The 14,381-nt window shown below is 33.7% G+C and carries 12 protein-coding genes; 11 read left to right on the top strand and 1 reads right to left on the bottom strand.

Annotated features, from left to right (window positions below):
• The first annotated feature begins 18 nt into the window (after positions 1-18).
• The 9 genes from ACXGQW_RS05810 to ACXGQW_RS05770 all read left to right on the top strand — a co-directional run bounded on the left by ACXGQW_RS05810 (position 19) and on the right by ACXGQW_RS05770 (position 10,931).
• On the top strand, positions 19-753 hold the full coding sequence (locus ACXGQW_RS05810) for an energy transducer TonB (RefSeq protein ID WP_457824154.1): 735 nt from the start codon (positions 19-21) through the stop codon (positions 751-753).
• 280 nt (positions 754-1,033) lie between these two features.
• A complete protein-coding gene (gene trhO / locus ACXGQW_RS05805; protein WP_457824153.1) occupies positions 1,034-2,065 on the top strand; it encodes an oxygen-dependent tRNA uridine(34) hydroxylase TrhO in 1,032 nt (343 codons plus the stop codon).
• Positions 2,066-2,352: 287 nt separating this feature from the next.
• Positions 2,353-3,888 carry a PSP1 domain-containing protein gene (locus ACXGQW_RS05800; RefSeq protein WP_457824152.1) on the top strand — a complete coding sequence of 512 codons (1,536 nt, stop codon included), beginning with the start codon at positions 2,353-2,355 and terminating at the stop codon, positions 3,886-3,888.
• On the top strand, positions 3,866-4,363 hold the full coding sequence (locus ACXGQW_RS05795) for a gliding motility lipoprotein GldH (RefSeq protein ID WP_457824151.1): 498 nt from the start codon (positions 3,866-3,868) through the stop codon (positions 4,361-4,363). The genes ACXGQW_RS05800 and ACXGQW_RS05795 overlap by 23 nt, the downstream gene beginning before the upstream one ends.
• Before the next feature lie 9 nt (positions 4,364-4,372).
• On the top strand, positions 4,373-6,667 hold the full coding sequence (locus ACXGQW_RS05790; RefSeq protein ID WP_457824150.1) for a penicillin-binding protein 1A: 2,295 nt from the start codon (positions 4,373-4,375) through the stop codon (positions 6,665-6,667).
• A gap of 9 nt (positions 6,668-6,676) precedes the next feature.
• Entirely contained in the window at positions 6,677-7,438 is a 762-nt protein-coding gene (locus ACXGQW_RS05785) for an exodeoxyribonuclease III (RefSeq protein ID WP_457824149.1), read from the top strand.
• A gap of 10 nt (positions 7,439-7,448) precedes the next feature.
• Entirely contained in the window at positions 7,449-8,396 is a 948-nt protein-coding gene (locus tag ACXGQW_RS05780) for an OmpA family protein (protein ID WP_457824148.1), read from the top strand.
• A 19-nt stretch (positions 8,397-8,415) separates the two neighbouring features.
• The gene (locus ACXGQW_RS05775; RefSeq protein WP_457824147.1) at positions 8,416-9,921 is read left to right on the top strand and encodes a transglycosylase SLT domain-containing protein; all 1,506 of its coding nucleotides are present in this window, start codon (positions 8,416-8,418) and stop codon (positions 9,919-9,921) included.
• A 5-nt stretch (positions 9,922-9,926) separates the two neighbouring features.
• Positions 9,927-10,931, top strand: coding sequence for a DUF4837 family protein (locus tag ACXGQW_RS05770; RefSeq protein WP_457824146.1), 1,005 nt, complete (start codon positions 9,927-9,929; stop codon positions 10,929-10,931).
• Positions 10,932-10,974: 43 nt separating this feature from the next.
• Here the strand turns inward: ACXGQW_RS05770 and ACXGQW_RS05765 are convergent, their stop codons facing one another.
• A complete protein-coding gene (locus tag ACXGQW_RS05765) occupies positions 10,975-11,913 on the bottom strand; it encodes an ABC transporter ATP-binding protein (protein WP_457824145.1) in 939 nt (312 codons plus the stop codon).
• 288 nt (positions 11,914-12,201) lie between these two features.
• Here ACXGQW_RS05765 and ACXGQW_RS05760 point away from each other — a divergent pair, with 288 nt between their 5' ends.
• Positions 12,202-13,098, top strand: a complete 897-nt coding sequence (locus tag ACXGQW_RS05760) for a hypothetical protein (protein WP_457824144.1) — start codon at positions 12,202-12,204, stop codon at positions 13,096-13,098.
• 169 nt (positions 13,099-13,267) lie between these two features.
• Complete coding sequence (locus tag ACXGQW_RS05755) at positions 13,268-14,215, top strand: hypothetical protein (protein WP_457824143.1); 948 nt, start codon at positions 13,268-13,270, stop codon at positions 14,213-14,215.
• The last annotated feature ends 166 nt before the right edge of the window (positions 14,216-14,381 follow it).

The following is a 14,381-nucleotide window of genomic DNA, read 5'->3' as shown; positions in this document are numbered from 1 at the left end:
GCAATCGAACTGAATAAAATGGAAGTTAAAAAGAATCCAAAATCAAACCTTGAAAATTTTAGTAAGGTATTTACCTTATTAGGATTGGTTTTAGCTCTATATATAGTTTACATAGCTATTGAGCATAAAACCTACGACAGGGTAGTTGAAGAGTTACAATCTGTAACCTTAGAATCTGAGGAGGTTGAGGATATGGTCTTGACACAAATTAAGCCACCATCTGCTCCACCGCCACCACCGCCACCGCCACCACCGCCACCATCTCCAGAGAAATTTGAGAAAGTTGAAGATGATGTTGAAATTGAAGAAGTAGTTATTCAAACTACTGAGGCAGAAGTTGACGATGTTGTGGAAATAGAACAAATTGAATATTCAGATGAAGCAGAAGAGGTAGTTTACGAAGATGTTCCTTTTGCAGCGATTCAGAATACGGCAGTTTTTCCAGGGTGTGAAAAGGAAAAAGATAAAAAGGAATGTTTTTCAAAAGGAGTTAGCAAGCATATTAGTAGAAACTTCAATGGAACTGAATTAGCAGAAGAATTGGGTTTAAGTGGTGTTCAAAGAATGTATGCTTTGTTCAAAATAGACACTAGTGGTAAAGTAGCACAGATTCAGGTTAGAGCTAAAAACCCAGAGTTAGCTAAAGAGTTTGAAAAAACTTTAAAGTCTCTACCTCAAATGGTGCCAGCAAGTCAAAACGGTAGAAAGGTGAATTTAATTTTTTCATTACCTCTAGTTTTTAAAGTTGAGTAAATTATCAAATATATTTTATTTTAAAAAAGCAATAACTACAAAATTAGTTGTTGCTTTTTTTATGCAAAAAATGTTTTTGGCACAAGCTTTGCTATTTATTAATTAGAAGTTTAAAAATTTAGTTTTTAAAGTATAGTTTTTCATAGTTTTAGTTTAGTAAGAACTCCTTGTAGATAATGTATTTCTACAGGGAGTTTTTTTTTGCTTTTTGGTACAACGGCTACTGTGTTATCTTTTGTTATCTTTGCAGCATTATTTTGTTTAACTAAATTGATATAGCATGCAACTGTATAATAAGTTAAGCGCAGAAGAACGTGCGCAATTAATCGACGAAGCGGGACAAGACCGCTTAACTATTTCTTTTTACCAATACCACCAAATTGGCAATCCCCAAGTTTTTAGAGACCATTTGTTTATTGAATGGGATAAATTAGAGATTTTGGGTAGAACCTATGTAGCCAAAGAAGGTATCAATGCTCAAATATCTGTACCTGCAGAAAACTTTAATGAATTTAAAACTCATTTAGATCAAATATCATTCTTAAAAGACATACGACTGAATGTAGCCATAGAACAAGACAACAAGTCATTTTTAAAGCTAAAAGTAAAGGTTAGAGACAAAATTGTGGCAGACGGTTTAAAAGACGAATTATTTGATGTTACCAACAAAGGAGTACATCTAAATGCGAAAGATTTTAACAAGCTACTAGAAGACCCGAATACTATTTGCGTGGATATGCGTAATCATTATGAGAGTGAGATTGGCCACTTTGAGGGGGCTGTTACTCCAGATGTTGATACTTTTAGAGATTCATTAGATATTATAGAAGAAGATTTAAAAGACCATAAAGAAGATAAAAACCTTCTGATGTATTGTACAGGAGGAATTAGATGCGAAAAAGCAAGTGCTTACTACAAGTATAAAGGATTTAAAAACGTCTTTCAGTTAGAGGGGGGTATTATTGAGTACACCAGACAGGTAAAGGATGAGGGAATCGAAAACAAATTTAAAGGAAAAAATTTTGTTTTCGATCACAGAAAATCAGAGAGAATTTCTGAGGACGTAATTTCAAATTGTCATCAATGTGGGTCACCTTGCGATACACATGTTAATTGTGCCAACGAGGCATGTCATTTATTGTTTATTCAATGTGAATCTTGTAAATCAAAAATGGATGAGTGTTGCTCTAATGACTGTAAAGAAATCAATGCGATGCCATTTGAAGTACAAAAGGAACTTAGAAAAGGAAAATCCAACAGTAATAAAATCTTCAAAAAAGGCCGTTCAGAAGTTCTTAAATTTAAAAAATAGATTCGCTAAAAAATTGTATCGCAATCACTCCTGCAAGCAATCTTTAGGTCTTTTTTGGGAGTTTTTTATATGATGGTTATGTTCTTAAGTTAAGGTCTAATATTTATTTTTTTGGTCAAATTTTTTGATGCGAGGATTGAGATGGTCTAGGCTGAGTATTTAAAGATAAGTTTTACATTGTCTGAGAATAATTATATCTTTAAAAATTGTTAGAAAATAAGCGTTACTACGATGTTTTCTTAATTAATTACGAATCTTACACCTTGGTGTGAAATAATATATAAAATATGGGCTGTACTAGTTGCTCAACTAAAGAAGGAGGAGTACCCAACGGGTGTAAAAGCAATGGAAGTTGTGGTACTGGAAGTTGTGATAAATTAACTGTTTTTGATTGGCTATCCAATATGGAATTGCCGACAGGTCAAAAACCATTTGATATTGTAGAAGTACGTTTTAAAAACGGAAGAAAGCATTTTTATAAAAACGAAAAAAACTTTCAATTAACTATTGGTGAGGTAATCGCAGTAGAAGGAAATCCTGGTCACGATATAGGGACGGTTTCTTTAACAGGAGAATTGGTTAAAATTCAAATGAAAAAGAAAAAAGTAGCCCTTGATAGCGAGGAGGTCAAAAAAATCTACAGAAAAGCGACAGTAAAGGATATAGAAACTTGGGAGCACGCTAGAAGTAGAGAAACCGAAACTCAAAAAAGAGGTAGAGAAATCATCATAAAACTTGGGCTAAAAATGAAGCTCTCTGATGTTGAATATCAGGGAGATGGAAATAAGGCTGTTTTTTATTACACGGCTGATGAACGTGTAGATTTCCGCCAACTAATTAGAGATTTGGCCTCTGCGTTTTCCATTAGAGTAGAGATGAAACAAGTTGGCTTGCGTCAAGAAGCTGCTCGTTTAGGGGGTGTTGGTTCTTGTGGACGTGAATTATGCTGTTCTACGTGGCTAACAGATTTTAGGAAAGTGAATACAGCAGCAGCAAGGTATCAACAATTGTCTTTAAATCCTCAAAAATTGGCAGGACAGTGTGGTAAATTAAAGTGTTGTTTAAATTACGAACTGGATACTTATTTGGATGCTTTAAAGGGTTTTCCATCTCAGAGTGTTACTTTAAAAACGGAAAAGGGTCTTGCTATTTTTATCAAGATGGATATTTTTAAGGAGGTACTTTGGTACACTTACAAAGATGATAAGTCCAAATGGTTCAAGCTGACTTTAGATCAAGTAAATGAAATTCTTGAAGAAAACAAAAAAGGCAATAAGGTTGAAAGTTTAGAAGAATTTGATGCGGAAAATGCAGAAGATACTAAGATAGACTTTGAAAACGTTGTTGGTCAGGATAGCTTAACGCGTTTTGATGAGCCTAAGCGAAAAAACAAACGTAGAAAAAATAATAGAACTAAAAATAGTAGATCTAGGTCAGAAGGTAGTGCTCCAAGAAAAAACACACAGGCTACAAACACTAGTGATACAGTTACTAGAAAAGACGGAGAACAAGCAAGTAGAAGACCTAGACCACAAAGGAATAGACCTAATAATGGTGTTGATAAAAAGACCAATCCCAATGCTAAAAAGCAAGATCAGTCTGCTAAAGAACCTAGGGCTAATGCAAATAGAAAACCTAGACCTCAGAGAAAAAACACCAAGGGAAAACCTCAAAATAACGAAGGAGTAGAAAATAAGTCAACGCAGAATCAATCATCGTCGACAACATCCGAAAAAGGAGCGACTAGCAATAAGCCCAAGAGAAGAAATAACAATAGAAGAAGACCAAACAAACCCACTAATGGCCCTGCAAAATCTGAATAAGTATTTTTACATATTCATATGTGTAATATCTATTTCTTGTGATCGTTATAAAAAATACGATGAGTATAAAACATTAGAGAATGGTGTTTGGGATAAGGACAGTATTGTTTCTTTTGAAGTAGTTATTGAGGATGTTTCTAAACCTTACCACGTATTTCTAAATCTTAGAACAGATAATGACTTTCCGTACAGAAATATGTTTGTTATAAGTAAAGTAACGTTGCCATCTGGAGCGTATATTAAAGACACGCTTGAGTATGAAATGGCAGATGCTTTTGGAAATTGGTTGGGAGAAGGGTTGACTGACGTTAGAAATAACAAACTATTTTTACTAGAAAATCATCAATTTAAAACAAGAGGTAAATACGTTTTTGAGTTTGAGCAGTCTATGAGGAAACGTGGAAGTGTGATGGGCTTACAAGCACTTCGCGGCGTTATAGATGTTGGCTTAAGAATAGAAGAAATAAAAAAATAATTGTGTACCATGGAGCATCAGGAAAAAGAGGTGACAAAATTCAATTTCTCAATTTATTTAAAAATATTTTGGGGAATTTTTTTGCTATCGATTTTAAGTGTTTTTATTGTTTTTTTACTGGTAAGTAAAGGAGCGTTTGGAGAGTTACCAACTTTTGAAGAGTTAGAAAATCCAGAAAAAAACTTTGCTACAGAAATTATCTCTTCTGATGGAGTTACACTCGGTAAGTATTATAAAGAAAATAGGACTCCTGTAAAATTTGAAGACTTACCAGAAAATTTAATCAAAGCTTTGGTGGCTACCGAAGATGAAAGATTCTATGAACATTCTGGAATAGACTTTTATAGTTTAGCCAGAGCCATTGCCAAATTAGGGCAAGATGGTGGAGGAAGTACCATCACACAACAATTGGCAAAGCAGTTGTTTACAGAAAACTTTGGAACTAGGAATATTGTTAAACGTATAGGTCAAAAGTTAAAAGAGTGGGTCATTGCCATCAAATTGGAAAGGCAGTACACAAAAAACGAAATTATTACCATGTACTTAAACAAGTACGACTTTTTGTACAATGCTATTGGTATTCGTTCGGCTTCAAGAATTTATTTCAACAAAGAACCTAAGGAGTTAAGTATAGAAGAATCTGCTGTTTTAGTGGGAATGGCAAAAAATCCATCATTATATAATCCTAGAAGATTTCCAACAAACGCTAAGAATAGAAGAACTACGGTTTTTGGTCAAATGTATAGAAACAATTCAATTACTTTAAAGGAAAAAGATTCTTTAAACGAGTTGCCTATTGTTATCAAATATACTCCAGAAGGGCACAGTGACGGACATGCAACTTACTTTAGAGAATATTTGAGAGATTATTTAAAAACGTGGATTAAAAACAATCCCAAGCCAGATGGTACAAGATACAATATCTACAGAGATGGATTAAAAATTTACGTAACCTTAGATTCCAAAATGCAAGCTTACGCAGAAAATGCGGTTCAGCAACATATGTCCAACTTACAACGTATCTTTTTTAAAGAACAAAAGAAAAATCCAACAGCTCCCTTCTACGATATTGAAAAAGAGCAGATAGAATCCATTGTTTACAGATCTATTAGGCAAACAAGTAGATACAGAACCTTGAAAGAAAAAGGGCTAAAAAAAGAGGAAATTATAAAGGCTTTTAAGAAAAAGAGGAAAATGGAAGTTTTTGATTGGAAAAAAGGAAGTAAAGATACTTTACTATCTCCTTACGATTCCATTAAATACTACAAATCTTTCTTACGCTCAGGTTTATTAGCGGTAGAGCCACAAACGGGACATATCAAAGCTTGGGTGGGTGGTATTAATCACAAATATTTTAAGTACGATCACGTAAAGCAAGGGAAGAGACAGGTAGGATCTACCTTTAAACCTTTTGTATATGCTTCTGCCATTAATCAATTTAGAATATCTCCTTGCGAAAAATATCCTAATACTCCATACACTATCCCAAAAGGTAAGTATGACTTGCTAGAAGATTGGACTCCTAAAAATTCTGGAGATGAATATGGAGGTGAATTAACGTTGAAACAAGCATTGGCAAAATCAATCAACGTAATTACAGCAAGAATGATAGACAAAGTTGGACCGGAGACTGTGGTAAGGCTGGCCAAAAAATCTGGAATTACTTCTAACATTCCACCTTATCCTTCTATAGCTTTAGGAACCGTGGATGCAAGTTTATTTGACATGGTGGGTGCTTACGCGATGTTTGCCAACAAAGGATTTAGAGTAAACCAAACAATGGTAATGCGTATAGAAGATAAAAATGGAAGTATATTGCAACGTTTTGTGCCAGAGTCCGAAGAGGTAATGAGTGAGGAAGCAGCGTATGCCGTTTTAGATTTGTTGAAAGGTGTAACTACGGAAGGGTCTGGAGTTAGACTAAGAGGTAAATGGGGGAAATACCCAGAAAATGTAGCTACTGGTTACCCTTATGAATTTACCAACCCGATAGCAGGTAAAACAGGAACCACACAAAATCAATCCGATGGATGGTTTATGGGGGTTGTACCTAATTTAGCAGTAGGAGTTTGGACAGGTGGAGAAGAAAGGTCTACCCACTTTGCTGGAATTACCTATGGTCAAGGAGCAAGTATGTCTTTACCCACATGGGCGTTATTTATGAAACAATGTTATGCCGATGAAAGCTTAAACATTAGTCAAGAAGATTTTGAAATGCCTGAGAACTTTGGTATAGCAATTGATTGTAACTCGGAGAGTGAAGAGGGAATAAATTCTTTGATAGAAACCAATCCAGAATTTTAAAAAACGAATATGAAAATTATATCATACAACGTAAACGGAATTAGAGCTGCTTTGAAAAAAGGATTTTTAGATTGGTTAGAGGTTACCAATCCAGATATTTTGTGTTTGCAAGAAACCAAAGCACATAAAGAGCAATTAGATTTGTCTTTATTTGAAGCATTAGGCTACAAATATACTTATTGGTTTTCTGCGCAAAAAAAAGGATATAGTAGTGTAGCTATTTTATGTAAAGAAGAGCCTAACCACGTTGCTTATGGAACAGGTATAGAGTCTATGGATTTCGAGGGAAGAAATATTAGAGTAGATTACGATACTTTTTCTGTGATGAGTCTGTATTTGCCCTCAGGAACGAATAGTGCTCGTTTAGATTTTAAACTAAACTACATGGATGAGTTTCTGGATTATATTACTCAACTACGTAAAGAAATTCCGAATTTAATTGTTTGTGGTGATTACAACATTTGTCACACAGAAATAGACATTCACAACCCAAAACAAAATAAAAACACCTCAGGGTTTTTACCCGTAGAAAGAGATTGGTTATCCAAGTTTATCAACAGTGGTTTTGTAGATAGTTTTAGACATTTTAACAAAGAACCACATCATTATTCTTGGTGGAGTTACAGAGCCAATGCTAGAAATAACAATAAAGGTTGGAGGATAGATTATCATATGGTTACGGAACCTTTAAGAGATAGATTAGAGAGAGCTTATATTTTACCCGAAGCAAAACATTCGGATCACTGTCCAATTGTTGTAGAACTTACTTAAAAATATTCCTATGAAAAAATTCATTTTACCATTATTAACACTATTAGTATTGTCTAGTTGTGTGACCAAGAGGCAGTTTACAGAATTAGCTGATAAGTACGATAGATTATCTAGGACTAATAATGATTTGATTACCCAAAATGGTACTTTATCAAATGATAGAAACACGTTGTCTTCTAAGTTAGATAAGTTGGGAAATCAAAAGTTGGACTTGGATAAACAATTAGCACTTTTAAATAAAGAGATAGCTGCGGCTAAAAATAGAAACAACGCTTTACAAGGTTCATATGATGACCTGTCGTTAAATAGCTCATCGGCCATCAGTGCAAAAGTCAAAGAAAATCAAAAGCTACTAGCAGAGTTAGAAAACAAAGAAAATAAGCTTTTAGAAGAAGAGTCAAATCTTAGAAAATTAAAAGCAGCGTTGGAAGCGAGATCCAAAAGAATATCTGATTTAGAAGCTTTAATAGCAAGCAAGGAGGCAGCCATGCAAAAACTAAAAAATGCTATTAGCGATGCGTTGATTGGTTTTGAAGGTAAAGGTTTAACGGTTGAAAATAGAGATGGAAAAATTTACGTTTCTATGGAGAACAAATTATTATTCAAATCTGGCGAGTGGGCTGTTGGAGCCAACGGTAAAAATGCAGTGGTAAAATTAGCAGAAGTTTTGGTAAACAATCCAACTATCAATGTATTGATAGAAGGGCACACAGATAACGATCCTTACAATGGAGGAGTTATTCAAGATAACTGGGATTTATCAGTAAAAAGAGCTACCGCTATAGTTAGAATATTACAGAATTATAAAGTTTCTCCAAAGCAAATTACTGCGGCTGGTAGAAGCGAGTATATTCCTGTTTCAGACAACGCGACAAGTACAGGTAAAGCCAAAAATAGGAGAATAGAAATAGTTTTGTCACCTAACTTAGATGAGGTAACAAAACTGTTAAACGAATAATTGTTTGAAATTTAGGGAGATGAAGTTAGTGGGTGTACTGCTCTTGGCGAATAAATTGTTGTTTGCGCAAGAGGGAATTGATAGTTTAAAACAATCTGAAAAGGTAATAGATACCGTAAGTTATGCAGATAAAATTTCTAGTCAAAAATTAGAAAAAATAGATAGCTTATGGATTGAGAATTTATACAGAACCTCTCTTATAGATAGTGTTTTTACAAGCCTTAAACAACCTAGAGAAAATGATATTTTTGTGGCTGATAAAGGTGTATCTACAGATACTTTAAAAGCTAGATTGAAAGTTTTAAACGAAAAAACTCCATTCAACATTGAATACAATATTGAGATGGAGAGAATTATAAAGAGTTATTTAAAATACAGAAAAAAATACTATCCTAAAATGATGGCTAGAGCGGAATATTACTTTCCGTTTTTTGAAGAGCAACTAGCCAAATACGAAATTCCTTTAGAAATAAAATATTTAGCCATTGTAGAATCTGCATTAAAGCCCAGAGCCAAATCAAGAGTGGGAGCCACAGGTTTATGGCAGTTTATGTATCAAACGGGTAAATTATATAACCTAAAAGTAAGTTCTTATGTTGACGAAAGGCAAGACCCCGTAAAATCAACGCAAGCAGCCTGCCAATATTTGGAAAAACTATATCATAGTTTTAATGATTGGGACTTAGCTTTGGCGGCTTATAACTCTGGGCCAGGGAATGTATCAAAAGCTATCAGAAGATCGGGAAATCATACCAATTATTGGAATATTAGACCTTTCTTGCCAAAAGAGACTTCAGATTATCTCCCCGCGTTTTATGCAACTATGTATATTTTTGAATACGCAAAAGAACACGGTATAGAAAAAGAAGCTCCCCAAATTCATAGTTTTTTGACGGACAGTATTCAAGTAAAGCAACTATTAACATTCCAGCAAGTGAATGACATGGTAGGAACGGATATAGAAATGTTAGAGTTTTTAAATCCGTCTTACAAATTAAATATAGTGCCCTACGTAAAGGGAAGAGATTACAAATTAGTGTTGCCTTTACAGGATGCTTTAAAATTTGTAGATCACGAAGATCAGGTTTATGCTTATGCCACGGCACAGGCAAATGAAAGAGAAAAACCCTTGCCTAAGTACTTTGAAATGAGTCAACGTATTCGTTACAAGGTTAGATCTGGAGATTATTTAGGTCTGATTGCAGAAAAACACGGTGTTTACGTTAGAGATTTAAAAAAGTGGAATAAGTTAAGTAGTACAAATTTAAGAGTTGGGCAACGTTTAACCATTTATCCCAAACGTCTGAACTACACGGTAGCTAAACCTAAGCCCGTAAAAAAAATAACCAAAGTTGACGTACCCAAAAAGGGAGCTAAAAAAGTTCATACAATTGTAAGTGGAGATAATCTTTGGGAAATTGCTAAAAAGTATAAAGTAACGGTAACGGCAATTAGGTCTTGGAACAATCTTTGGAGTAGTAACAATTTAAAGTTAGGTAATAAATTGGTGATTTATAAAATGTAACTCTTATGAAAAAAATTATTACACTCTTAGTTTTTACTTTATTAATTGCTTGTGGCAAAACAAAAAGCGATAAAAAAGATAACAGTTATTTAAAGCCTACGTCTACGGGTAGAATTAATCACGTGATTGTCGTGGTGAGTCCAGAGCATTGGAAAGGTAAAATAGGAAAAGCTTTTAAAGAGCTGATTCAAGAACCTATACCAGGTTTGCCACAGCCAGAATACTTATTTAATGTCTCTACAATTCCGCCAAGTGCTTTTACTAAAATGTTTCAAAATAGTAGAAATTTGTTGGTGTTGCAACTGGCAGATCAGGAAGTTTTTAAAACTACAAAAAATAAATATGCAGTGCCTCAAACCATTGTTGAACTAAAGGCTAAAACGGAGGATGAACTAGTAACACTGATAAAAACCAAAGGTCCAGAAATGGTTAAAGTTTTTAAAAGTGAGGATATAAAATCTATTCAGAAAGAAAATCGAAAGAGCAACATAGCATCAAAAATTAATGCCTTGTCAAATTTAGGGGTTAAGATGGAAATACCTAGCAAGTATAGAGTTGTAATGGATACTCTAGGTTCTTTTACATGGCTGCGAAGCCATATTGCTGGAGGTATTGCAGCTGGAGATCAAACCAATAATGTGTTGGTTTATCAAACACCCATGTTTGACAATACTCAACCTATAATCAGTCAAATTATAAAAAATAGGGATAGTATTGGTAAAACATATATTAGGGGTAATAATGTAGACACCATGTATATGATAACTGAGGCTGCGAGAACACCTGTTTTAAAAGAGGTAGTAATCAACGGAAAAAAAGCTTACGAGACTAGAGGGACTTGGGAAGTTTTTGGAGCTTATAACGCGGGTCCCTTTTTAAATTATTCTATTATTGATGAAAAAAACAATAGGGTTCTGGTGGTAGAAGGTTTTAACTATGCTCCATCTGTAAACAAGCGAGATTTTGTTTTTGAACTTGAAGCAATTCTAAAGACCGCAAAAATAAAATAAAACTCATCAACGATAAAAATAAAAAATCTGTATTTCTGTCTACTTAAATAGAAATACAGATTTTTTCGTTGAGAAGTAAAGGTTCATGGTGGGTAACTAGTATCTCCATGCCATTAAACGAGGCTTCAATTAAATAATGGTGACCTTTAAAATAGGAATTGGTTACTGTAGCATTCAAACTAGAATTTTTTACAATTTTTATCTGTTCAGGATACAGCAAAGAAAATCCTTCTTTATCAACTTTTAAAAAATGATTAGGTATTTCATTTACCTCGTTAAAAAAAGAAGCTACGTATTTAGATTGAGGATTGTCATAAATTTTATCAGGAGCACCATTGGCTATAATTTTAGAATCTTTGATGATGTACACACAATCTGCAAAAGACAAGGCATCTGTGCTATCGTGTGTAGCTACAATGCAAGAAATATTCTGTTGTTTTAAGTAGTTGAACAGTTTACGTCTCAGGTTGTTTTTTCTAAAATTGTCAATATGACTAAAAGGCTCATCCAACAAAAGAATTTTAGGTTCTTTCGCTAAAACTCTAGCAATAGCCACTCTTTGCTTTTGACCTCCGCTCAAATTTTTGACCTTAATATCGGCAAACTCGCTCATATCTACAACCTCCAACAATTCCCTAATTCTTGCTCTTTTCTTGTCTTTGTATATGTTAGATAAAAATTCACCTACATTTTCTGCTGCCGTTGTGTAAGGCATTAAACTAAAATCTTGAGCTAAGTACTTCATAAATGAGTGCCCAGGAATCAAGTTAAATTTGGGTCCTAACAACTTAGTTTCTTCGTAGTATATTTCGCCGTGTTTAATATCCATCAAACCATAAATAAGTTCAAGCAAAGTACTTTTACCACAACCGCTTTCTCCCAAAAGAGCAACATATTCACCGTTACTCACTTTAAAATTAATGTCTTTTAAAACGGTTTTGTCCTTTTTGTAAGCAAACGAAACATGTTGAATAGATAGCATAAACAGATATTATAATTACAAATATAATTGATAGTTGAGTCACAAATATCACTCAAGTTATTTTTCCGTATTAAAACAGTTTGTGTATAAATAATGATTAATAAAACGTGTTTTACTCATCCTAAATTGAAACGAAAATCGGGGTTTTTAATTTTTTTTATGTTCCTAATCCCTTGTTTTTAAGCTGTTTTTAACATTTTAAATGTTCAAGAACAATAATTTTTTGTAAACAGTAGGTTATTCTTCGACTGAAATGTCATGATAACTAATCTTACAAATAAATTAAATATGAAAACAATTAAATTTTTAACAATCGCAAGTTTAGCACTATTGGGCTTTAATGCAAGTGTACAAGCTCAAGGATACATTGATGGATTTTTTTCAGAACAAGGGGCCTTGTCAGTAACAACTTCTTACACAAGAGGTAGTTTTGATGAATTTTACTTTGGAAAAGAGAAAAAGAATTTAGATGATGAAACTCCATTTGATGAAATAACTCAAGATATTTACGATGTATATGCTAAATACGAAGTTGCTGCGGATTTAGTAGCCTTTGTAAATATTCCTTTTATTGTTGCTGATGCAGGAGGAAAAGTAGATCCTATAAATGGTGAAACTAGCGTTTCTGGTATTCAGGATATTGCCTTAGGGTTAAAATATAGAATTCACGAGTTTGAATTTGAAACGTCTGATTTAAGTATTTTATCAGGTTTAACTTTTGGAATTCCAGGAGATTATGAACCAAATGGAATTTTATCGATTGGTTCAGGTTCTTTTAATACAGACTTTACTACAGGTTTGCATCTAAATACAGAAGTAGGATTCTTTTCTACAGTATTAGCTTCTTACAGCTATAGAGATGATGCGCAAGGGAACGGTGACTTTGATGTACCTAATGCTTTTTTAGCAACTGCAAAAATTGGGTATGCAAGTAGCTTGTTTTATGCAGATGCTTGGATAGATCATTCAAACTCTTTGTCTGGTATTGATATTAGTGATGCAGATTTTGGAGGTAGATTCCCAGCAACCGAGGTAGAGTATACAAGAGTTGGTGCTACTTTGTACAAAAAATTTGTAGAGAATTTTGGTGCTAGTGTAGGGTTTGGAACTGTGCTAGATGGACGAAATGTAGGGAAAGCAACTACTTTTTCAGCAGGTTTAACTTACGACATACAGTTATTATAGTTTTTTTCAGAGAGAGCTTGACAATTTTATTGTCAAGCTTTTTTTGTTTAAAAATTGTACTGTAGTTTGTGTTTATTATTCTTAAGAAAAAAAAACCAAAAAAAAATTGTAAAAACCAAACCGCTCCTATTTTTGTTTCGTAAGTGTTATAAATCTAAACAAAACAAAAATGAAAAAAATTACACAATTCGTTATGATGCTATCTGTTATGGTAGGTTTTAACACAAGTTCAAGAGCGCAAGGATTAATAGATGGATTTGTTGATGAAGAAGGAGCGTTATCTGTATCCCTAACCTATTCAAGAAGTACTTTTGACGAAGCCTATGTTGGAAAAAAATTGTTAAAGCTTGATGGGCCAGAATTGGCAGGGGTTACTCAAGATCAACTAAACCAAGATATATATAACTTATTTGCCAAGTATATGATCAACGCAAAGTTGTCTGCTTTAATTAGCATCCCCTATATAGTTGGTACTTCCGAAGGAATGAGAGATTTATTCAACGGTGAAAGAAGAGTTTCTGGTATTCAGGACATCACAGCTGGACTTAGGTATAATTTTCACACTTTTAAATTTGAGAACTCAGACTTGATTTTATTGTCAGGTTTCACGTTGTCTGTTCCTTTTGATTACGAATCTAACGGATTCTTATCTATTGGTACTGGAGCATTGGCTGCAGATTTTACTGGAGGTATACAGTATTTATCAGATGATGGTTTTTTTACCATATTAACCGCTGCCTATAGTTTTAAAGATGATGCAGATGCCAAAGGAGTGTTTACTGATATTCCCAATTCATTTTTGGCAGGAGCAAAAATAGGATATTCCACTCGTAGTATTTATGTATCTGGATGGGTAGATTATGCGAATGCAATCGGAGGTGCTGATGTAAATCTAACAAATGCAGATGGGTTTCAAACCGTTGACGAAAATATGAACCCAGTGGGTAATTTTCCAGAGACTGAGGTAGAATATTTAAGGGCAGGAGTTGTAATTCAAAAATCTTTATCAGATGATATTAACTTATCAGTAGGTTATGGTAAAGTTTTAAACGGTCGTAACGTAGGTAAATCAGATATTTATTCTGTAGGACTTACCTATAACGTACAATTGTTATAATAGATAAGTAGGTTAGTTTTTTAGTTAAATAGTTTTTTTTAAGTAGAAAGTCTCAGGTAATTCCTGAGACTTTTTTTTGTGGTATTTTTATTGATATGTTTAAACTGTAATTTAAGTACACACTAATTTTATCAGAATGTGTTTTTAGATGAGAGTACATAATTTA

It is taken from the genome of Wenyingzhuangia sp. IMCC45533 (assembly GCF_054111225.1).
The sequence above is the reverse complement of the archived record's forward strand: the minus strand, read 5'-3'. Positions and strand labels throughout refer to the sequence as shown.

Bases quoted from the DNA above. Each gene is read 5' to 3' on its own strand.
- ACXGQW_RS05810 (WP_457824154.1), top strand. From the start codon at position 19: ATGGAAGTTAAAAAGAATCCAAAATCAAACCTTGAAAATTTTAGTAAG.
- trhO (WP_457824153.1), top strand. From the start codon at position 1,034: ATGCAACTGTATAATAAGTTAAGCGCAGAAGAACGTGCGCAATTAATC.
- ACXGQW_RS05800 (WP_457824152.1), top strand. From the start codon at position 2,353: ATGGGCTGTACTAGTTGCTCAACTAAAGAAGGAGGAGTACCCAACGGG.
- ACXGQW_RS05795 (WP_457824151.1), top strand. From the start codon at position 3,866: ATGGCCCTGCAAAATCTGAATAAGTATTTTTACATATTCATATGTGTA.
- ACXGQW_RS05790 (WP_457824150.1), top strand. From the start codon at position 4,373: ATGGAGCATCAGGAAAAAGAGGTGACAAAATTCAATTTCTCAATTTAT.
- ACXGQW_RS05785 (WP_457824149.1), top strand. From the start codon at position 6,677: ATGAAAATTATATCATACAACGTAAACGGAATTAGAGCTGCTTTGAAA.
- ACXGQW_RS05780 (WP_457824148.1), top strand. From the start codon at position 7,449: ATGAAAAAATTCATTTTACCATTATTAACACTATTAGTATTGTCTAGT.
- ACXGQW_RS05775 (WP_457824147.1), top strand. From the start codon at position 8,416: ATGAAGTTAGTGGGTGTACTGCTCTTGGCGAATAAATTGTTGTTTGCG.
- ACXGQW_RS05770 (WP_457824146.1), top strand. From the start codon at position 9,927: ATGAAAAAAATTATTACACTCTTAGTTTTTACTTTATTAATTGCTTGT.
- ACXGQW_RS05765 (WP_457824145.1), bottom strand. From the start codon at position 11,913: ATGCTATCTATTCAACATGTTTCGTTTGCTTACAAAAAGGACAAAACC.
- ACXGQW_RS05760 (WP_457824144.1), top strand. From the start codon at position 12,202: ATGAAAACAATTAAATTTTTAACAATCGCAAGTTTAGCACTATTGGGC.
- ACXGQW_RS05755 (WP_457824143.1), top strand. From the start codon at position 13,268: ATGAAAAAAATTACACAATTCGTTATGATGCTATCTGTTATGGTAGGT.